This window comes from Nocardia sp. NPDC049737 (genome assembly GCF_040674755.1).
Lineage (GTDB): Bacteria > Actinomycetota > Actinomycetes > Mycobacteriales > Mycobacteriaceae > Nocardia.
Genome location: NZ_JBFANH010000007.1, coordinates 128,323 through 148,631, shown reverse-complemented (window position 1 = coordinate 148,631; position 20,309 = coordinate 128,323). Strand labels below are relative to the sequence as shown.

The window sequence follows — 20,309 nt, the reverse complement described above, 5'->3', positions numbered from 1 at the left end:
ATGTGACTCGCGTCATATAGTCGCAAGAGCCTGCGGGCTCGAGGCGCGTGCGGAGGACTCATGTCGCAGTTTCTGGTCGAATATCCACCCAGCCGTCCGCATGCTTGCGACGCCCCGCTGGCCCGCGGCGCCGATGGGGTGCTGCGCTACGGCAACCTCACCCCGGCGTTGACCGAACTATTGGATCTGCAGGTGCACGCCTTCTCGACCAGGGAGGCGGTGGTGGAGATCGGCGGCCCCCGGCTGAGTTATCGGGAGCTGTGGCACTGCGCCTCCCGCATCGCGGGCGGTCTGCAGGAACACGGCATCGGCTACGGCGACCGGGTCGCCATCCACATGCCGACGGGCGCGCGCTGGGTCCAGGCCTTCCTCGGGGCGCTGCTCAGCGGCGCGGTACCGGTGCTGGTGCACCATGGACTGCCCGATGCGGTGGCCGAGCGGGTGATGGCCGACAGCGGTACCGATTTCGTGCTCGGCGGCGGCAGCGACGAACTGCCCGACGGGGCCGCCTTCATCGATGACGGTGCGGCCTTGGGTGATCTGGCACTGCTCTGTTACACCAGCGGCGCCGGGGCCTGTCCGGCCAATGCCACTGTCGCGCCCAAGGGTGTCGAGCTGACCAATGAAAATCTGCTCTCGGCAATCCGTTCCGTCGTCGCGGCGCTGGATCTGCCGACCGATGGGCTGCGCAATCTGGTGCTGTTACCGCTGGCGCATGCCAGCGGCTGTGTGGACCAGCTGCTGCCGACCTTCGCGGTCGGCGGCACCGTAGTCCTCGCACCGGATAGTCGCAGTCTCGCGGAAACCATTGTCTCCGAACGGATCGATATGGTTTCCGCGACTCCACGCATATTCGCCCGCTTGCTGCCCGAACTCGCGGCGCTGCGCAGCGAGGGATTGCGCACCGAGGGCATCGTCCGGGTCAGCAATGCGGGCCATCGCGGCGAACGCGCCGCCGATCGCACCGATCCCGCCGATCTGGTTGCGCCCCTGCGGAACATGTTCCCGGCCGCGCGGCAGTGGTCGGTCTGGGGTGCGACCGAAACCAGCGGCATCGGCCTGGTCGTCGACGACGACACCGACACCGCACCCGGCGCCGATCCGGTGCTCGGATTCCCGTTCGGCGGTACCGAATTGGCGCTGTGGGGGCCGCGGGCGCAGTCAGGCCAAGGCGAATTGCTGTGTCGCGGACCGAATGTGACCCATCGCTACTGGAACGATCCGGAGACAACCGCCGACCGGTTCACCGGAAGTTGGTTCCACACCGGCGATCAGGTCAGCATCGATGCCGACGGTCTGGTCCGACGCGAGCAGGCGCAGGCGGGATGACTCACTCGAGCAGGCGATCGCGCAGCCGCGCGCGCAGGTCCGCGGTGAACCCGATGTCGGTCAGATAGGTCTCGAAATCACCGTGGCTTTCGTGCACGGCGTCCGTCGCGATGCGCAGGTAGTCCTCCCGCACGCCGAGGATATCGATGGAAAGTTCCGCTCCCGCAGTCAGTTTCGGCGTCATCATGGCGCGCAGGGCTGGGACGGCGTCATTGCTGGCCATGAAGTCGACGAGCACATCGGCCTCGTCGACCGCGACCGCACGCAGCAGCGTCGCGATTGCCCAGCCGGTGCGGTCTTTACCCGCCGCACAGTGCACCAGCACCGCGCGGTCGCCGTCGGCGATCGTCTCGGCGATGGTGATGATCGCGGCATTTGCCTCGGGCAGGGCCGGGAAGTACCGGTAGACCTCGAGCATGTGCGTGAACGCGGCGTCGGTCTGCGCATCGTGCGGCGGCGCCTCGGCCATCCGGGAATCGAACGGTGTGACATTCAGGCGTACGTCCTCGGGCAGATTGTCGTGGCCGATGTGCTCGATCTCGCGCGGCCCGCGTAGGTCGAAGACATCGGTGACGCCGAGTTCGCGCAAGATCGCGTGCCCGGGCAGATCGAGTCCGCTCAGCTGGGCCGAGCGCAACAGCACGCCGGGGCGGATCCGGGCGCCGTCGACAGTGCGCAGACCGCCGAGATCGCGGAAGTTGAACGTGCCGGTCAGATAGAACTGGTCGGCCGAGGGCGAGAGAGTCACCGGTCCAGGCTAGCTACCTCACGGTGTCGGCACGGTGTCGATCGCGGAACCGTCGGCCGTCCAGTTTGCGAGGTATTGGTGTGGTATCCGCCACATAAGACCGGGGCGGTACCGTTACGTACCGTAGTGTGGTCGACGGTCTATCTTGCGTAGGCAGACGCGAGAGTCACGCCCTCGGAGGCGATTCCGGTGAACACCGCTCGATCGCAGCGGGATTCCGGTTGGGTAACAAAACATTCTTCCAGTCTGGAAATACCCAACGAACCCGTTCTTAAACCCCGGAAAGCCTCTACCATTGATGAATGTTGGACTGGGCATCCAGGAAATTCCCTAGTGGGGGATTCGTGAGAGCGGCCTGTCGTGTTCAACGAGCCGCGCCGACGAAGGTGCGCGAGTTCTTTCCCCGAGGGAGTCGTCGTTGAGCGTACGTGGAGATATAGCGGCGGTTCGGCTGCGGCCGACCATTTGCGAGGCCGTCGAGAAGGCGGCCGCCTCGCTCGATTTCACCGGAGTGCGAGCACTTCGGGTGCTGCTGCATGCCGGTGTGAGTGCGTACTGGCCGCTGGTCCAAGCGGCTCCGGCCAAGCAGGCCCGCAGGTACGAGGCGACCGCGCATCAATTGGCCGAACGGTGGGAGGCGCAGACCGAATGTGTCGCCGACCCGCAGGCCACGGCCCTGTTCCGTGAGATGGACTCCGAGGTCGCAAGTTTCCTCGACCTCTGTGCCAACCGCTCGGGCGCGCAGTGGTTGGAGCCGACGGAAGCCATCGCGGCCTATGCGGTCTCAGTGCTACAGGGCACGGTGCTGCGGTGGCTTGCGGATTGCAATGACGAAACGATGCTGGTGGTGCTCGACGACCTGGTCAGCAGCCTGGCTACCCGGGCTGCCGAAGTCTGATTCCCGCATTACTGGACGTTTGACCAGTTTGGTGATTGAGTGGACTGGTGACAGACACGTCGCCGATTGCCACACTGCATGCGGCCACGGCCGAGCTGGACCCGCCGCTTGCCGCCCTCGACCTGACCGCGCTGCGTGCCAACGCCGCTGACCTGGTCCGTCGTGCGGGTGGGGTGCCCATTCGAGTCGCGAGTAAATCGGTGCGCTGTCGCGCCGTGCTCGAGGAGGTGCTCGGTGCCGGGCTAACCGCATCCGGCGGCTTCGCGGGCATCATGTCCTATTCGTTGGCGGAGGCCATCTGGCTGGTCCGCCTCGGCGCGCGCGACGTGCTGCTCGGCTATCCGACCGTCGACCGCGCGGCGCTCGCCGCGCTCGCAGCCGATGACACGCTGCGCCAATCCATTACGTTGATGGTCGACGATCGCGCGCAGCTGGACCTGATCCGCGCCGCGGTCGGAACCGATCTCGTGCGACCACGAATCTGCCTCGATGTGGATGCCTCGCTGCGAATCGGGCCGCTGCACTTGGGTGTTCGGCGCTCGCCGGTACGCACCCCCGAACAGGCCGCCGAACTCGCGCGCGAGGCCGTGAACCGTGGGTTCGACGTGGTCGGCGTGATGACCTATGAGGCGCAGATCGCCGGGCTGCCCGACTCCAATATCGCTGTGCGCCTGGTGAAGCGGGCCTCGGCGGCCGAAATCGGCAAGCGGCGCAGGCGGGTTCTGGACGCGGTACGTTCGGTGGTCGGCAAGTTGGAGATCGTCAACAGCGGTGGTTCCGGATCCATCGAGGTCAGCGTCACCGATCCGGATGTCACCGAGGTGACCGCGGGCTCCGGGCTGTATGTGCCGACGCTCTTCGATCACTACCGCGCCTTCACTCCGCGACCCGCGCTGTTCTTCGCCACATCCGTGCTGCGCAAGCCGACCCCATCCATCGCGACGGTTTTCGCGGGCGGCTACATCGCGTCCGGTCCCACCGGGGCGTCACGGGTGCCGAAGCCGGCGTGGCCCACCGGTTTGAAGCTGCTCGGTACCGAGGGTGCTGGCGAGGTGCAGACGCCGCTCTCCGGAGCCGCTGAACTGCGGATCGGCGATCGCGTGTGGTTCCGGCATGCCAAGGCGGGGGAGCTGTGTGAGCGGTTCAACCAGGTGCACCTGATCGATGGCGACGGCGCGCGGACGACGGTGCCCACTTATCGCGGTGAGGGCAACTGCTTCGGCTGAGCTGACTGCTAATCGCGAATTACGCGGGATAGCAATTTCAAGATCGAATTCCATTAAAAGAACCAACCGGTTCGGACTGATTATTTCGGTCACAAACCACCCAAATGCTGAAAGAAATATTCAGCTGAGTCGTAGGAATGTCGCCAGATCCGATAGCTCGTCCGGCGTACTCGGCAGATATTCGGTGAGCAGTGGTGACCGAATGACGACGGCCTTCCACATGGCCCGGCACAGCGTCGCCTGAACCAGACTGCGTGACAGCAGGAATCGCATACCGTATGGCGCGTCGGCGGGGCTGGAAGTGGTCATCGACATGAGCACGACCGCCGCCTCCCGGCCGCGGAAACGCTCCGCGGTGCCGACCAGCACATCCTCGATCTTGGCTCGGGCCAGCAGCGTTCGGATCAGGGCGACCTGGGCGCTGTAGGGCGCGACCACGAGGATGTCGTGCGGATGTAGCCGTCGCGTCATCGCACCGGTCGTCCACGAGACGCCGAGTAGGGCGCGCACCCGGCGGACCACCTCGCGGGCCTCGGCCATCGATTCGGTCGAATCGCCACTGTGCGGCACCAGCACCGTCTCCACACCCGGTTCGACACCCTCCAACTGCCGTGCGAGCGTGACGGTTTCGTTGGAGCGCAGGCGGTTGTCGTAGTACAGCCGGGAGATCGGATCGCAGACCCGCGGATGCATCCGCCAGGTGCGGTCCAGGAAGTAGCCGCGGTCGGCGGGCAGCGTGTGGCGGCCCTCGGTGAGCCAGCCCAGTACCGATTCGTCGACCGGTTCCGGATGCGCGCTGCGCGCCGCGGACGGCGCGGGATCGCCGAGCAGCAGCAGATTGCGCGCACTCACTGCGACGGCGACGGTATCGGCGAGCGGAAAGCGGCCCGCATCGGCGAGCACCAGCAGGTCGAGACTGTCGCTGGGGACCACCTCGGCATCGGCGAAATCGGTCGGTAGGCCGCCGATTACGCAGCCGTTGACCGCATTGTCCAGGAACCGCGGATAGCGCGCGCCGTCGATCACCGACCACTCCGGCGCCACCGCCACGACATCCTTCTTTGCCACCAGTTCCGGTAGCACGCCCATCGCGACGATCATGTCGAGCAGGCTCTCCACCGTCGCATGCGTCTGCGCGACAATCCCGACGCGCCACTTGTGCCGCGTGACCATACGTTCGATCGCCCTGGCGATGGTGGAGGTCTTGCCGGTGCCCGACGGCCCCTGCACCGCCAGGTAGGAATCGTCGAGATCGCGCAGCCCGGCCGTGATCGCCGCCGCGTGGTCACCGTGCACATCCGGCAGCCGTTCGGCACGCCGTAGGCGCGGGGGTCGGCGGTCGAGGATGTCGAAGACCGCGCCCGCCGGGACCTGCGGTAGTGCCATCAGTAGTTGCTGGGCGGCGAATTCGACCGCGGTCTCGATATTCTCGTCCCAGGCGGGCAGACCGGGTGCGATCGCGATCGGCAGCTCGTCGTAGGGTTCGCAGCCGTCCGGCAGCAATTCCTCCAGCCGCACGGTGTCGTCGAAGTTCGCGTCCACCGAGCAGCCGAGCACCGTCGCGGAGGCGGTCGCGCGCCGACCGACGGCGGTGATCATTCCGGCGGCGACCGGCTGATCATAGAAGGTGTACACGGTGGCCCCCGGCGTCAGCACCGTGCCGGTGGCGGCGCCGCCCGCGGTTTCGCTACCGCCCCAACCGATGCCGATCCGTCCGGTCAGCGTGAGGTATCTGCGCATGGTCGGCTGATGCGGGCTGCGATGCCATTTGGTGTCCACCGTGCCCCAATCGGCGACCAGTACGCCTGGCGCATCGGCCCATTCGTCGACCGGATGACTGAGCCGGTCGGCATGTGCCCACCACAGCGGCTGACGTTCGCGCCGGTGATAACCGAGCGCCGCCGCCATCAATGCCGCAGGATGGTGCGGCTGCCTCTGTGCCGCCGCGAATTCCGCGAGTGCGGCCTCGATCGACGAGGGCCGCGACGGAGGCAGCGGATCCGTCTCCTCCGGACTCGGCACCAGGCACCACGAACTCGCCTGATCCAGCAGCATCGCGTCCGAGTCCACGCGCCGCTCCGCCGCCCGATCCAGCAGCCAGTCACGCAGCCGCAGCACGGTGACGCAATCGCGTTCCTGGCCGGCCACAGTCGGCAGCAGCCGCCGCAGTCGACTGAGCCGATAGGAGCGTTCCCCGATCAGCAGCGCATTGCGCACGATCGGATACAGATCGACGAGCACACCGGTGTGCAGCAGATCCTCGACGGTCTCCTCACCGACTCCGTACCGACCGGTCCACCGCAGCAGCGCCGAGCGCACGTCGGAGGTGTAGTGGTACACGCGCATATCCGGATACATCCGCTGCCGCTGTGCCACGAAGTCGAGCACCTCGTCCAATGCGCGCCGCTGCCCGGCCTCCTCGTCGGCTATATCGGTAATCGCCCGATACGGTGCGGGTGCCGCGCCGAACGGGGCACGGAAGGCCAAGTGGACTGTGCCGTTGCCACCCACCTCGATACCGAGCAGCCGACCCGATGCCCCATCCTCGATGGTGAGCGCGAGATCGCCCGGTGACGGCGGCGGCAACGCCCCCAACGCGATCGGGTCGATCAGCGTGTGCGTCGGCTGTCCGGAATCTTCTCGAGCCAGCTGGACTTCGGCTTGGCGACGCAATGCCGTGAAAGTGCGCGGCGGCAGGCCGGGCACAGTGGAGGTGCTGCTCGCCAGCCGGTCGATGGTGCTCACCCCGGCCTCGCGCAGTCTGGCCCGCGCTGTGCGCGGCATACCCGCGACCAGTAGCAAATCGCGTGCCGCCGAGATGGCGCCGGTGCAGGTCGGGCAGTGGCCACAGGCGAGATAGCGCGGATCGCCCCACTGCACGGGCAGCAACTCGCCGAGTTTGTCTTCCAGGATCCGCTCCACCCGGCCGCGCCGAGCCAGATACACCGGCAGCAGATCGGTGAGCGCGACGGTCTCGCAGTCCTCGTCCAGGTACAACCGCACCAGGGGAGCGGTGAGCGCGCCGCTGCGGTCCAAAGCGTCGGCGCAGGCGGCGAGTTCGAGCGCGGCATCGATCCGATCCGGTGGACCGGCCGCGGTGCCGTGCACTGTGTAGCGCACCCGATGACCGGCCCGCAGCAGGAAATCGCCGGTACAGACGAATTTTCCGTCGAAGAAGGTGGCACCGTGGATCACATGCGCGCCGGCCCGCAGGGCCGCGATCGTCTCGGCATTGGCGGCCCGCAGCGCGGCGATATATCCCTGGGGATCGGTCGCTGGATCGTGCGCGGCGCAATGGATCTCCACCATCTGACTGCCGTACCGATCCCGGAAGTCCGCGAGCCTGCGTGCGCGCGCATCGTGGAATGCGCTGCGCGACGCATGATCCGGCACCATATCCGCCGTGCCCGCGATGGTGCCCAGTTCAGTATCGAGGGCACGCAGCAACTCGAATTCACAGCGCGCCGCGCGTACCAGGTCGACGGCGGAACAGACGACACGATCACCGAACACGATCAAACGCGGCCTCCTGTGTCTTCGCCGGACACGGACGGCAACACTGTAGCTAGCCGATTCGACTGCGTTGAACTCGGTGTCCGCGGGGCCCTGCGTGGTTACGCAAGCTACCGCCTCCGGGCCCGTCGCGCCCATCGGCGGTCTACCCGTCCCCGGTTCAGGAGCGTGGTTTACGCCGTTCGGGTCGCTTGCCGCCGTCGCGATCGCGTCGCGGTCCGGCGCGGAACGGACGTGCGCTCGGCGCGCCGGAATCGAGCTGCAGCTGAATGAGCTGGCCGCTGATCCTGGTGCGCCGCAATGCTTCCAGCGTCTCCGAGGATAGGTCCGCTGGCAGTTCGACCAGGCTGTGGTCCGGCCGGATGCTGATATGGCCGAAATCACTGCGGCGCAGTCCGCCCTCGTTGGCGATGGCGCCGACGATCGCGCCGGGCACCACCCGGTGCCGCTTACCGACGCTGATTCGGTAGGTCGCCAATTCGGCTCCGGTACCGCGGTGATGCGATGGACCGCGGTCTTCGCCCTCGAACCGGCGCGCTGGGCGATCTCCGCGCGGCATGCGTTCGCGCTGCGGGCGTTCGACCGGCTCCGGCTCGGGCTCCATGAAGAAGTTGTCGCCGTCGTAGCCGCTGACCGCCAGCGCCGCCGCGATATCCACCAGCGGAATGTTGTGCTCGCGCTCGTAGTCCTCGATGAGCTTGCGGAACAGCGCCAAGTTCGTCGAGCTGAGGTTCTCGGTGATCGAATCGCCGAATTTGGCGACGCGCTGGGTATTCACATCATCGACGCTGGGCAGCTGCATTTCGGTCAGCGGATGCCGGGTGGCGCGCTCGATCGCCTTGAGTAGATGACGTTCCCGCGGTGCGACGAACAGCAGCGCCTCACCGCTGCGCCCGGCCCTGCCGGTGCGGCCGATCCGGTGCACATAGGACTCGGTGTCGTGCGGAATGTCGTAGTTGACCACATGCGAGATGCGATCCACATCGAGTCCGCGCGCGGCGACATCGGTGGCGACCAGAATGTCGAGCGCACCGGACTTCAGCTGGCCGATGGTTCGCTCACGCTGGTTCTGCGCGATATCGCCGTTGATCGCCGCGGCGGAGAATCCACGCGAGCGCAGCTTTTCGGCCAGTTCCTCGGTGGCCTGCTTGGTGCGCACGAACAGGATCATCGCCTCGAACGACTCGACCTCGAGGATCCGGGTCAGTGCGTCGAGCTTGCGCTGATGCGAGACCTGGACCCAGCGCTGGGTGATGTTGGTCGCCGTGGAGGTCTTCGACTTGACGGTGATCTCGACCGGTTCGCGCAGGTACTTCTTGGAGATGCTGCGGATCGCCGAGGGCATCGTCGCGGAGAACAGCGCCACCTGCTTCTCGCGCGGAGTGTCGGCGAGGATGCGCTCGACATCCTCCTGGAACCCCATCTTCAGCATCTCGTCGGCCTCGTCGAGCACCAGATACTGCAGCTGCGACAGGTCGAGCGTGCCCTTCTCCAGGTGGTCGATCACCCGGCCCGGCGTACCCACCACGACATGCGCGCCGCGGCGCAGGCCGGAGAGTTGGACGCCATAGGCCTGGCCGCCGTAGATCGGCAGCACATGCAGTCCGGGAATGTGGGTGGCATATCGCCCGAATGCCTCGGCGACCTGGATCGCGAGTTCGCGCGTCGGGGCCAGCACGAGGGCACGCGGAAGTTTGCCGGTCGCCTCGATACCCATGAGGATCGGGATGGCGAATGCCGCGGTTTTGCCGGTGCCGGTCTGGGCCAGCCCGACCACATCGGCGCCTTCGAGCAGCGGTGGAATGGTCGCGGCCTGGATGGGAGACGGCGACTCATAACCCACATCGGCGATGGCCGCGAGGATGCGGTCATCGATGCCCAGATCGGCGAAGGTCGGGCCGTCGTTGTCCCTGTCGTTGTCGCCAGGAACGCTGTCGACCTGATTGGTACTCATTGACCAGCAGTTTACTGCCTCCCGGTGGTCGTCCCGGCCACCGGGCCAATACGGTGAGACGTATGCAACCCGAAAGCGTGTCCGCGCATCACGATCCGACGACATCGGCGGTGGCTGTGGCGGTGGTTCAATTCGCGCCGGGAATCGATCCGACCAGCAATCTGCGAACCCTGCGCGAGTATGTTCGCGCGGCCTCCGAACGGGGTGCGAAGGTGGTGGTCGCGCCGGAATACTCGATGTTTGCCGTGACCCGGCTCGACGAGCGGGTCGTGGCCGTCGCCGAACCGCTGACCGGGCCGTTCGTCACCGGCCTCGGCGATATCGCGCGCGAATGCGGGGTGTATCTGGTCGCCGGAATGGTCGAGCAAGTGGCGCCGGAGGCGGGTCGGATCCGCAATACCCTCGTCGTGCTCGGACCCGATGCGAACCTGGTGACGAAGTACCGCAAGGTGCATCTCTACGACGCGTTCGGACATCTCGAATCCGATGTCGTCGAGCCGGGTGCGATCGAGGCCCCGGCCACCTTCACGGTCGGTGCTGTGACATTCGGCATGCAGACCTGTTTCGATCTTCGGTTCCCGGAAGGCTGCCGTCGCGTCGCGGCTGCGGGCGTGCAGGTGCTTGTGCTGCCGGCGCAGTGGATTCCCGGTCCGGCGAAGGTTGATCAGTGGACGACGTTGCTGCGTGCACGTGCCATCGAAAACACCGTCTACGTGGCCGCTGCCGATCAATGCGCCCCGCGTGGTGCTGGGGCGTCGATGATCATCGGCCCGACCGGTGCCGTCCTCGCCGAACTCGGTGACGAACCCGGCGTGCTCACCGCCGATATCGACCTCGAACAGCTCGCCACGGTTCGCCGCACCAATCCCAGCCTGGCATTGCGGCGATTCGCGATCACCGAGCGCGCACCGGAGTAGCGTTGATTCGGATGATCTACTCCGATCGGACAGCGGCCGGTCGCGCGCTGGGTTCGGAACTCGGCCACCTGCGTGCGATGCAACCGCTGGTGCTCGGACTGCCCCGCGGCGGGGTTCCGGTGGCGGCCGCGGTGCGCGAGGTCATCGGGGGCGATCTCGACATCCTGTTGGTCCGCAAGCTCGGTGTGCCGTGGCAGCCGGAGTTGGCTATGGGGGCCATCGGTGAGGAAGGTATCCGGGTCCTCAATGAGGATGTGTTGTCGCACACCGGGATAACGCCGCGTCAGGTCGCTGAGATCGAGGATCTGGAACGGGCCGAACTCGAGCGCCGACGTGAGGTGTGGCGCGGTGATGCCAAACCGATCCCGATCTCCGGCCGCACAACGGTGATCGTGGACGACGGCATGGCGACCGGGGCGACGGTGGCCGTCGCATGCCGGGTCGCCCAACTGCACCAACCGACGCGGATCGTCGTTGCGGTGCCGGTGTCGTCCTCCGAGGCGCTGCGCCGGGTGGCCGCAGAGGCGGATGAAGTGGTCTGCCCATGGGTGCCGCGTTCGCTCGGCGGCGTCGGAATGGCGTACCGCGACTTCCATCAGTTGGAGGACGACGAGGTCACCGCGCTACTCGCGTGAGGTGCCCGCCGTCTCGTCGACCGCACACGCTTTTGGTCACCTTCACCAACGCTCGGCCAAGGTGAGGGTGCGTTCGGCCGCGGTAACCATCGGCCGCAGTTGTGCGGTGAACCGCTGTGCGGTGACCGGCACGATATCGACATCGACCCCGGTGCGCACCGAGTACCTGCCGTCGCCGATCACGTCGATCCAACACAGCACCCCGAATGGATGCAGCTCGCCGTCGGCTCGGCGCACCGACACCACGATCTGGCCGATGCCGTCGCGGGATTGCCTGAGCAGCTTGCGAATTCGGGTCGGCGTGGTGGGTCCGGCCACCGGTACGGTCACCAGATCCCGACTGTCCTCGCTGACCCGGGCCAGCGGTGCGGTCAATTGCGGTGTGGTGCCGGGCGTATTCTCCGGCAGTACCGAAATCACCCGTGCAGAAAGATTTTTCACGCGATCGACGAACAGTCGGATATCGCTGCCGCGATCTGTGGTCGCGCCCGCGCGTTGCGCCGCGACCACCGCGATATCCCCGGCGATAGCACCGAGTACGCGCACCGGACGCGATTGCGCCGCGATGCTCGGCTGGTCGACTACGGGACCGGTCTGTTCGACCAAACCCGTCGCCGCGACCGTGCCGTCCTGCCCGACATCGACTCCGGTCGACGGCTCTGCGGTACCGCGCTCGCCGAAGACCTCGATGCGCACGGTGGGGCGAGCCAGCACCCGCAATGCGCCTTCCAGATCGGCGTCGAGAGTCTCCTCGCACCAACGGTTCAACGCGGGGAGTTGGGCGGTGCGCTCCGCGGTATCGCGAGCCGAGAGGCGTACGGCGAGTGGGTAGGGGATGCGGTCGCCATCGGTGCGGGCCCAGGCCATGGCGAACTGGTCCGGGGTCAGCGTCCAGTTCACTCCAGTTCGGTCCATTCGCCGACGACCGGGGGTGTCGTCGGATCCATATCGCCGATCAGCTCACCGCCGTCATCGGCCGGTTCCAGGAAGGTCAGATCGTCGTCGAAGAAGTGGTATTCGTCGTCGTACTCGTCCTCTTCGCGGGCTGCGCGGGCGGCGGCGGCACTGGTGCTCATGCCGGAGCGCGGGCTGTCGCCCGCGACCATGGCGCCGCCCATGAGTCCGCCGACCGCTCCCGCGCCGACGCCGTTGATCGCATCGCCACTCGCATCGCGTTTGCGCTCATCGCGTTTGCGCTCGTCGTCGGTGTTCGAGATGCCGGGAACCGTCGGAGCGACCATCGAGGTGGATGCGGCGGTGGTCACCGGTGTGGCGGTACCCGGTCGCACCGAGCGATCCGGTGTGGTCGTCGATGTGGTGGCTGCAACCGGGCTGGTCGATGTTGGGGAATCCGCCGTCGGCACAACGGGTTTCGCGGCAGCAGGTGCGGTGTCGGTGGCGGTGCTCACCGGAGTGACGGTGGTCGGGGCGCTCGCCGGTTGCGTCGTCGCCGGCTCGACGGTGGTGTGCGATGTAGTCGGCACCGGCGCGGTCGCCGAAACCGTTGGGGTGGTGAGGGTTTGCGTACCAGTGTCGAGAACGGTCGTGGTGGATACCTGAGCGACCGGTGTGGTGTCGGATGACTGCGGCACATCGGCGGTCACCGCATCCGGGAAGGCGGGCACACCGGAACCGGTCGAGATGAACACATTCGTGTAGATGCCGTCCATCGCCTGCACGACATCCTGGCGGGTGCCGTCGGCGGATTTCTGGGTGGTGGTGTTCTCGGTCGCCCTCGTCGGATCCAGCAGTGCACCAGCCAGATCCGTTGTTTCGCTGGACGGTTCGACCACGGCCGCGCGAAGTGCCTCGGCGGCATCGCCCGCCTGGCCGAGCCGCTGACCGACGGCGGCCATGATATCGGCGAGTTGCTGTCCGTGCCGCTCGAATTCGCGCACCGCAGCGGCCGCGGAGTCCGCCGCGGCACCGCGCCAACCGTCGGCCATCGCGACCCGAATCTCGCTGTGCGCCTGCGCTACGGCGGTGGCGAGTCCGGTCGAACTGCCTTGCCACGCCTGCTGTCCGGCCGCGAGGACAACCGGATTCATCAGCTGGACACCGTCGTGGATTTCCCGATGCGACAGATTGTCGAAGATTTCGACGGTCTGCGCGTAGTTGGGGTCGGTGTAGCTGGGGTCGGCATACCGAATGGGGGTCTTCTCACCGGAGTGCGGCATCTTACGCATGCGCGGCTCCCGCCACCTCGACCTGACCGACCGCGACTGCCAGATCCGTATCGGCCCGGGTGTATGCCGCTGCGGCCGCGCGGAAGATCTGCGCGAGCGCCCTTGCGGCGTCGGCATACGCGCGCAATCGGATGATCGCGCCGTCGGCCTTGTCTTCGAAGCCACGCCGCAGCGCCGCACCGGAATCGAAGCCGCCGAAGCCGGGAAGCGATGTGGCACCGCTCAATACGGCGATCTGGGCCTCGACCTCATCGGCAAGCTGTTCATAGCGCACGGCGCACTGCTCATGCGCACCCTCGGCGACCAGTACCCCATCGATCCAGAGCTGGCCATCGTCGATCGCTTGATTCAGCGCTGTCACGTCCGACATTTCGCCGCCCCCTTCCTCATCGTGCTGCCCGCGCAGCCGTGATCAACTCACCGGTGCGTCAACCCCACGACGACACCCTGCATCCAGTCCGCGATGTCGGCGGCGACCCGCGCTTGTACCGGCTCGTGCAACAGGTCGTGCCCGGCGTCGGCGTACTCACGCAAACTTACCCAATCGTGGCGACGAATCCAGCCCCTCATCGCATCGATCGGCGCCCTTCGGTCCTCGATACCGTGCACGGCGAGGATGGGCAGGGTGCTCGGCAACGGCGTGCCGGGTGCGCCGGGCGCGCCGCCGCCGAGCGCGCGCTTGGGCACTCCGGACAGCACCAGCCCGACCAGCTCGCTCGGGGGCAGGCTCGGCCACAGCGGGTACTTGGCCTCCAATCCGTGCAAGTCGTCGGCCGCGCTGGTTTGATCCGGCACCGCCGCGCCCAGAATTCCCAAGGCGGTGACCGCCCCGAGTGAGTGGCCCATCAGGATCAGCGGCGTACCCGGTAATTCCGCGCGGACCAGTTCGATCAACCGCATCGCATCGGCTACCAGTTCCACCAGCGTGCCGGGATTATTCGGATCGCCCTCGCTCAACCCGTGCCCCGAGGTGTCCAGCGCCCACACTTCGATCCCGGCCGAGGTCGGGATGCGAGCGAAGCGGTGGTAGTGGCCGCTGTGCTGGCCCATGCCGGGCAAGAGCACCGCCACCGCAACCGGGTGCTCGACCGGCCATCGCCGATAGTGCATACGCCCGCGCGCGCCATCGAAGAAAGGCATCTGTGAATACTGTCAAACTCGTCGACATACAGTCGAGTTCTTGACATAACTATGTCTACTTCGCGATGCATAACCGGCATGGGTGGCTAGACTTCCGGCCGAGGTTCCGGCAGGAGGGTCGAGGTTCGCTTTGAGAAAGCTCTATCGTCCGGACGCACGAGTGTGGGCGGTCGCCGCGCTCGCGCTGAGTTGCGCCGGTATCGGTGCGCCGTCCGCCATCGCCGAATCCGAGCAGGGCGCGGTCGCTGTATGCGCGTCGGCCCAGGCCGCGACCGCCGTGCCCGCGGAGCTGCCGGTGCTCGACTGGTCGGAGAACGTGGGGTACGACGCGCAGGGCAACCTATGGGTTTCGCGGCTGTACCGCAATGAGGTGCAGCGCTACGACAACGCGGGCCGGTTGACCGCGACAGTGCCGGTCGAATTTCCGGGCGCGATTCGGCTCGGGCCGGACGGACTGCTCTACGTCGTCTTCGGCGATTCACCGACAAGTGTGCTGCGCCCGGGCGGCGTGGTGCGCTTCGATCCCAACGATCCAAGGCCTGCGGTCTTCGCCTCCGGATTCACCATGCCCAACGGTGCCGCATTCGATGCGCCGGGCAATCTGTATGTCGCCTCCAGCCTCGGCGTGATCCGGATTCGTCCGGACGGCGGTGTCGACGCGGACTGGACCGCGTGGGCGAAGTACACCGGCGCCAATGGCATTGTGGTGCGGGATAATTCGATCTACCTGAGCATGAACGGCAATACGCTCGGCCGGATCGTGCGCTTCCCGATCGACGACCCGGGCCGCGTCACCGTGCTCGCCGACTTGACGGTGTCACCCGGAATACCGGATTTCGCAGACGATTTCGTCATCGATGACGCAGGTGTGCTCTACGTGACCACCCTGACCGGTCAGCTGATTCGGGTCGATCCTGGCACGAACACCGCATGCGCCGTGCTGACCGGCGAACCGATGACATCGGTGGTCGCCGTGCCAGGTCGTTCCGACGAACTCCTTGCCGGTACCGAGAGCGGTGCGATCCTGCGGATTCGCTTGCCGCGCTGAGCGAATCGGTCACTGCTCGATGAGGTCCGGTGGTGCTGCCTGCCGCCAGGAATCCAGCAGGATGTCGTACAGTTCGTCGATATCTTCCACGGCGCAGAGCCGGGCGCGGACCCAGGAGGAGGATGCCTCGTGCGGGGGAACCCAGAACTTGTCCGGTTCGGCGGCAATGAGTTCTTCGCGATCGTGTTTGGGGCAGCGGATGGCGAACGATGTCTGATCGCCGGGGATGGTGACGAACATTTTGCCCGCCACATCGAAGGTGGGATGGTTCCAGCGTTCCTTCTCCACGGTCTTGGGAAAGGACAACGCGATGCGGCGCACGTCGTCGGCGTCGAGCACGGTTCAGCCTCCGGTTCTGAAATCGGACTCCTATCGTGCACATCGCTTCGTCGGCCATCAAGTGACGGCATCGGTTATGCGGGACGCGATCGTACGCAACCGGTCCACCAGGGCGGGCGGCTCGTGGACTCGGAAGTCCGCGCCGAGGTCGATCAGGCGAGATGCCAACCAGGTCGGGTCGTCGTCGCGGGTGGCGTCCAGGCGGCAGGACTTGTCGTCGATGGCGGCGATATCGCCCGGGGAGTCGCCGAGACGGCCCGCCACCCGGCCGATCGGGGCGTGGATCGTGACACGGACGCGGAAGGACGGTGTGCCCCAATTGGTTCGGCGGCCCGCCACATAGGCGGCCGGATCCGCAGCGGGCAGTGCGCGCGGGCTGTAGCGGGCGCCGGTGGGCTGCGGTCGGTCGATGCGATCGACGCGGAAGATGCGCCAGTCCTCGCGGTCCACATCGTGGCCGACGAGGTACCAGCGGCGCCGTGACGGCACCAACCCGACCGGCTCGATATGCCGACGGGTTTCGGCACCGGATTCGCCCCGATACGCGAAACGTACCCGCTCCCTGTTGGCTACGGCTGCGGCCAGTGCGGTCAGCACCTCGGGATCGACGGCGGGAGCGTCGTCGGTGTGCGGCACCAGGGCGGTGCCGAGTACCCGTACCCGGCGGCGCAATTTCGCGGGCAGCACCTGCTCCAGCTTGGCGAGCGCGCGGACCGAGGCCTCCTCGATGCCGATGAGGGCCGATCCGGCGGCGACGCGCAGCCCGACCGCGATGGCGACCGCCTCTTCGTCGTCGACCAAGAGCGGCGGCATCGCGGCACCGGCCACCAGGCGGTAGCCGCCCGTCGCACCCATCGTCGCCTCGACCGGATAGCCGAGTTCACGCAGCCGATCGATATCGCGGCGCACGGTTCGATCGGTGACGCCGAGTCGATCGGCGAGTTCGCTGCCCGGCCATTCCCGTGGTGTCTGCAATAGAGAGAGCAGGCGCAGCAGGCGGGCGGGTGTGTCGTTCATGATTTTCAGAATTCCAGATAAGTAGGACATAGATGGTCCTACTTGCCTCCTAACGTGGTTGCTGTCCCCGAGAGCTAGGAGTCATCCCGATGAACCAGATTCGCCCCTTCCGCATCGATGTTCCGCAGGCCGATATCGACGATCTCATCGACCGGCTGGCCCGCACCCGCTGGTCGGTGCAGCTGCCGGGCAAGGGCTGGGAGCGCGGGGTTCCGGTCGACTATCTGCGGGAGCTGGCCGAGTACTGGCGAACCGGATTCGACTGGCGGGCCCAGGAGGCGGCATTGAACGAGTTCCCGCAGTTCATCACCGAAATCGACGGCCTGGACGTGCACTTCCTGCATGTGCGTTCGCCCGAGCCGGATGCGCTGCCGCTGATCCTGACCCACGGCTGGCCCAACTCGTTCGTCGAATTCACCAAAACCATTGACCTGCTGGCCGATCCACGCGCCCACGGGCTCGATCCGGCGCAGGCATTCCACGTGGTGGTCCCGTCGGTGCCCGGTTTCGCATTCTCCGAAGGGCCCAAGGAGACCGGGATGACCGTGCGTCGGGTCGCCGAGATGTGGGTGGAGCTGATGGACCGGCTCGGCTACCGGCGCTATGGCACCCAGGGCGGGGATCTCGGGGCCTACGTCGCACCCGAAATCGCCCGTATCGCACCGGATCGCGTGGTCGGTGTGCATATCGATGGCGGTATCGGCATGCCGACCGAGGCCGATGTGCCGACGATGACGCCGGAGGAACGCGCGGAATGGGATCAGATGCAGGGCTGGATGTCCGGCGGGGTGAACCACCACGTGCTATTGCATGCCGCGCCACAGACTTTCGCGCACGCCTGGACCGATTCCCCGGTGGGCCTGCTCGCCTGGCTGATGCAGAAATTCAACGAGTTCACCCCGCTGGCCGACCTGGCCGAGGACGTCATGGACCGAGATCATCTGCTGACCAATATCAGCCTGTACTGGTTCACCAACACTGCGGGGACCTCGTCCTGGCCGATGTACAACGGCCTCGGCGATGGCGGATTCGCCTGGCCCACCGGCCAAAAGGCGGTGCCGACGGGCGTCTACGCGGGCGGCTCCGCACTCATGCTGCGCCTGGCCGAGCGCGACAACACGATTGCGCACTGGCCCGAGGGCAATACCGGAAACCATTTCGTGCCGATGGAACTGCCGGATATGCACGTCGCCGATATCCGAGCGTTCTTCGGCAAGGTAGCTTGAGCGCTCAGTTGTTCTGGTGCGCGATCTCGTCCTGCGAGACGGCGCCCGCGCGGTTCGGGTCGGCCGGTGCCACCGGTTGTGGCGCCGGCTCCTGGGTCGCGGCGGGCTGTGCCGGTGCCGGTGCGGGCGGCAGCACCGGAAGGTCCGGAACGTAGAACATCCCGACCGTCGGCGTCATCACACAGTGCGCGAACGGGTAGTCGATCATGCCCCACATCGAGGCGATGACTGTGCCGGGACCGCTGGTCACGGTCTTGGACAGCGTCGGCATGTTGTATTCGGTGCGGTCGTCGAGGGTGGTGAGGCCGCTCGCGCCGGTATTGACGTTCAGCCAGGCCACCACGAGACCGGAGGACAGCGGGGCGCCCGAATGCGCGGGCGTCGCGCTGAACCGCAGGGTGCCGGGCAGCGGATCCGCGGCGCCATTGGGGTTGGAGCCGTCGGTGGAGGCCGCCGCGATAATCGTGGTGACCGGGCCGACGCTGCCGCAGCCGAAGGTCGGCGCGGCATAGGCGAACGGTGTGAAGGCGGCCGAGACGTTGCGCAGTTCGGCGATATCCACCATCTTGGTGAACTGGTTCAGCACGCCGACGCCCGCCTGGGCGGCCGGATCGGATCCGGCGTCGGTGCTGAGCTGTTCGAGTCCGGCGTCGACGGGGGATGGCTCGGCGACTGCCGTGCCGGTGAGGGCGAGGACCGCTCCGATGCCGAGAGATGTCACTGCGGCGGCCGCGCGTGCGATGGATCTGCCGTTCACTCGTTCTCCTCGATACCGAACACCGGGATAGTGCAGCAACGTACCAGCTCGTCGCTTACGCCGCCCAGGGACTCCCGACCAACCGCTGAGGCCCGACGCCCGACACATACCCGACCTACCCCTGTGACCCACTCGACAGCGGGAGATTACCGGGGGGTAGGTTTGACTCGGTTGTACGAGACACACCGGGAGATGTGTATGAAACTAAGTCTGACGCCCGACGAGGTGGGCTTCCGCGACGAGCTGCGGAACTTCTACCGGACCGAGATCCCCGCCGACATCCGTGACCGCGTCAAATACGGCCACGAACTGTCCCGCGAGGACATCGTCACTTCGCACAAGGTCCTCAACGACCATGGTCTGGCCGTGCCGAACTGGCCGGTCGAGTGGGGCGGTAAGGACTGGACGCCGATTCAGCGTCATATCTGGCAGGACGAAATGCAGCTGGCCTCGGTGCCCGAGCCGCTGACGTTCAATGCCCAGATGGTCGGTCCGGTGATCGCGCAGTTCGGCTCACAGGAGATCAAGCAGCGCTTCCTGCCGCCGACGGCCGCGCTGGATATCTGGTGGTGCCAGGGCTTCTCCGAGCCCGACGCCGGATCCGATCTGGCCTCGTTGCGCACCACCGCGGTGCGCGACGGTGACTCCTACATCGTCAACGGGCAGAAGATCTGGACCACCCTCGGCCAGTACGCGGACTGGATTTTCTGCCTGGTCCGCACCGATCCGAACGCACCGAAGAAGCAGGCGGGCATCTCCTTCCTACTGTTCGATGTGAAGTCTCCCGGCGTCACCATCCGCCCGATCAAGCTCATCGACGGCGGCTACGAGGTCAACGAGGTCTTCTTCGAGAACGTGCGGGTACCCGCCGATCAGCTGGTCGGCGAGGAGAACCAGGGCTGGACCTACGCGAAATTCCTGCTCGGCAACGAGCGCACCGGCATTACCGGAGTCGGGCGCACCAAGGTCAAGCTCGGTGTCGCGAAGGATTACGCGCGCCAGACCAAGTCGGGTTCGGGCACCCTGCTCGAGGATCCGGTCTTCGCCGCGCGCATCGCCGAACTGGAGAATGAACTGCTCGCACTGGAACTGACCCAGCTGCGCGTGGTCTCCAACTCCTCGGACGGTAAACCGAATCCGGCCTCGTCGGTGCTCAAGCTGCGCGGTTCCGAACTGCAGCAGGCCGCGACCGAGCTGCTGCTCGATATCGCGGGACAGGACGCCCTCCCGGTCGATGCCGCCGATATCGCCTCGCCCGGTTGGGCACAGCGCAGCGGTCCCAGCTATCTGAATTACCGCAAGACCACCATCTACGGAGGCTCCAGCGAGGTGCAGCGCACCATCATCGCCTCCACGATCCTCGGATTGTGAGGCGC

Annotated in this window: 18 protein-coding genes; 8 read left to right on the top strand and 10 right to left on the bottom strand. The window is 66.6% G+C overall.

All coding sequences use genetic code 11. The annotated features are described in order from the left end of the window. The first annotated feature begins 60 nt into the window (after positions 1-60). Positions 61-1,329 carry an AMP-binding protein gene (locus tag AB0J47_RS12300; protein ID WP_364344231.1) on the top strand — a complete coding sequence of 423 codons (1,269 nt, stop codon included), beginning with the start codon at positions 61-63 and terminating at the stop codon, positions 1,327-1,329. A 1-nt stretch (position 1,330) separates the two neighbouring features. On the opposite strand, the gene AB0J47_RS12295 is transcribed toward AB0J47_RS12300, so the two are convergent. Next, positions 1,331-2,077 carry a tyrosine-protein phosphatase gene (locus tag AB0J47_RS12295; protein WP_364344228.1) on the bottom strand — a complete coding sequence of 249 codons (747 nt, stop codon included), beginning with the start codon at positions 2,075-2,077 and terminating at the stop codon, positions 1,331-1,333. Positions 2,078-2,495: 418 nt separating this feature from the next. Between AB0J47_RS12295 and AB0J47_RS12290 the strand changes: the two genes are divergently transcribed. Both AB0J47_RS12290 and AB0J47_RS12285 read left to right on the top strand, forming a co-directional pair. Then, complete coding sequence (locus tag AB0J47_RS12290; RefSeq protein ID WP_364344225.1) at positions 2,496-2,975, top strand: TetR family transcriptional regulator; 480 nt, start codon at positions 2,496-2,498, stop codon at positions 2,973-2,975. Positions 2,976-3,022: 47 nt separating this feature from the next. After that, positions 3,023-4,201: an amino acid deaminase/aldolase gene (locus AB0J47_RS12285; RefSeq protein ID WP_364344222.1), complete on the top strand. Its 1,179-nt coding sequence runs from the start codon at positions 3,023-3,025 to the stop codon at positions 4,199-4,201. 120 nt (positions 4,202-4,321) lie between these two features. On the opposite strand, the gene AB0J47_RS12280 is transcribed toward AB0J47_RS12285, so the two are convergent. Further along, complete coding sequence (locus AB0J47_RS12280; RefSeq protein WP_364344602.1) at positions 4,322-7,714, bottom strand: AAA domain-containing protein; 3,393 nt, start codon at positions 7,712-7,714, stop codon at positions 4,322-4,324. A 160-nt stretch (positions 7,715-7,874) separates the two neighbouring features. After that, complete coding sequence (locus AB0J47_RS12275) at positions 7,875-9,668, bottom strand: DEAD/DEAH box helicase (RefSeq protein WP_364344219.1); 1,794 nt, start codon at positions 9,666-9,668, stop codon at positions 7,875-7,877. A gap of 62 nt (positions 9,669-9,730) precedes the next feature. On the opposite strand from AB0J47_RS12275, the gene AB0J47_RS12270 reads away from it, so the two are divergent. Then, positions 9,731-10,585, top strand: a complete 855-nt coding sequence (locus tag AB0J47_RS12270) for a carbon-nitrogen hydrolase family protein (protein ID WP_364344216.1) — start codon at positions 9,731-9,733, stop codon at positions 10,583-10,585. Positions 10,586-10,596: 11 nt separating this feature from the next. After that, entirely contained in the window at positions 10,597-11,220 is a 624-nt protein-coding gene (locus tag AB0J47_RS12265; RefSeq protein WP_364344213.1) for a phosphoribosyltransferase family protein, read from the top strand. 42 nt (positions 11,221-11,262) lie between these two features. Here AB0J47_RS12265 and AB0J47_RS12260 read toward each other — a convergent pair whose 3' ends face one another. The 4 genes from AB0J47_RS12260 to AB0J47_RS12245 are packed head-to-tail and all read right to left on the bottom strand — an operon-like array spanning position 11,263 to position 14,546. Continuing rightward, positions 11,263-12,135 carry an ESX secretion-associated protein EspG gene (locus AB0J47_RS12260; RefSeq protein ID WP_364344210.1) on the bottom strand — a complete coding sequence of 291 codons (873 nt, stop codon included), beginning with the start codon at positions 12,133-12,135 and terminating at the stop codon, positions 11,263-11,265. Continuing rightward, the gene (locus AB0J47_RS12255) at positions 12,117-13,406 is read right to left on the bottom strand and encodes a hypothetical protein (RefSeq protein WP_364344207.1); all 1,290 of its coding nucleotides are present in this window, start codon (positions 13,404-13,406) and stop codon (positions 12,117-12,119) included. The genes AB0J47_RS12260 and AB0J47_RS12255 overlap by 19 nt, the downstream gene beginning before the upstream one ends. Beyond that, complete coding sequence (locus AB0J47_RS12250; protein ID WP_364344204.1) at positions 13,399-13,776, bottom strand: hypothetical protein; 378 nt, start codon at positions 13,774-13,776, stop codon at positions 13,399-13,401. The genes AB0J47_RS12255 and AB0J47_RS12250 overlap by 8 nt, the downstream gene beginning before the upstream one ends. Before the next feature lie 47 nt (positions 13,777-13,823). Then, complete coding sequence (locus tag AB0J47_RS12245; protein WP_364344201.1) at positions 13,824-14,546, bottom strand: alpha/beta fold hydrolase; 723 nt, start codon at positions 14,544-14,546, stop codon at positions 13,824-13,826. A 130-nt stretch (positions 14,547-14,676) separates the two neighbouring features. Here AB0J47_RS12245 and AB0J47_RS12240 point away from each other — a divergent pair, with 130 nt between their 5' ends. Further along, positions 14,677-15,594 (top strand): hypothetical protein, encoded by a 918-nt coding sequence (locus AB0J47_RS12240; protein WP_364344198.1) that lies wholly within the window; start codon positions 14,677-14,679, stop codon positions 15,592-15,594. A 9-nt stretch (positions 15,595-15,603) separates the two neighbouring features. Here AB0J47_RS12240 and AB0J47_RS12235 read toward each other — a convergent pair whose 3' ends face one another. Both AB0J47_RS12235 and AB0J47_RS12230 read right to left on the bottom strand, forming a co-directional pair. Further along, positions 15,604-15,933, bottom strand: a complete 330-nt coding sequence (locus AB0J47_RS12235) for an MmcQ/YjbR family DNA-binding protein (RefSeq protein WP_364344195.1) — start codon at positions 15,931-15,933, stop codon at positions 15,604-15,606. A gap of 57 nt (positions 15,934-15,990) precedes the next feature. Continuing rightward, the gene (locus tag AB0J47_RS12230; protein WP_364344192.1) at positions 15,991-16,950 is read right to left on the bottom strand and encodes a YafY family protein; all 960 of its coding nucleotides are present in this window, start codon (positions 16,948-16,950) and stop codon (positions 15,991-15,993) included. 89 nt (positions 16,951-17,039) lie between these two features. Between AB0J47_RS12230 and AB0J47_RS12225 the strand changes: the two genes are divergently transcribed. Then, on the top strand, positions 17,040-18,176 hold the full coding sequence (locus AB0J47_RS12225; protein WP_364344189.1) for an epoxide hydrolase: 1,137 nt from the start codon (positions 17,040-17,042) through the stop codon (positions 18,174-18,176). 4 nt (positions 18,177-18,180) lie between these two features. On the opposite strand, the gene AB0J47_RS12220 is transcribed toward AB0J47_RS12225, so the two are convergent. Continuing rightward, on the bottom strand, positions 18,181-18,933 hold the full coding sequence (locus tag AB0J47_RS12220; protein WP_364344186.1) for a hypothetical protein: 753 nt from the start codon (positions 18,931-18,933) through the stop codon (positions 18,181-18,183). A gap of 198 nt (positions 18,934-19,131) precedes the next feature. Here AB0J47_RS12220 and AB0J47_RS12215 point away from each other — a divergent pair, with 198 nt between their 5' ends. Further along, entirely contained in the window at positions 19,132-20,304 is a 1,173-nt protein-coding gene (locus AB0J47_RS12215) for an acyl-CoA dehydrogenase family protein (RefSeq protein WP_364344183.1), read from the top strand. Positions 20,305-20,309 lie beyond the last annotated feature (5 nt).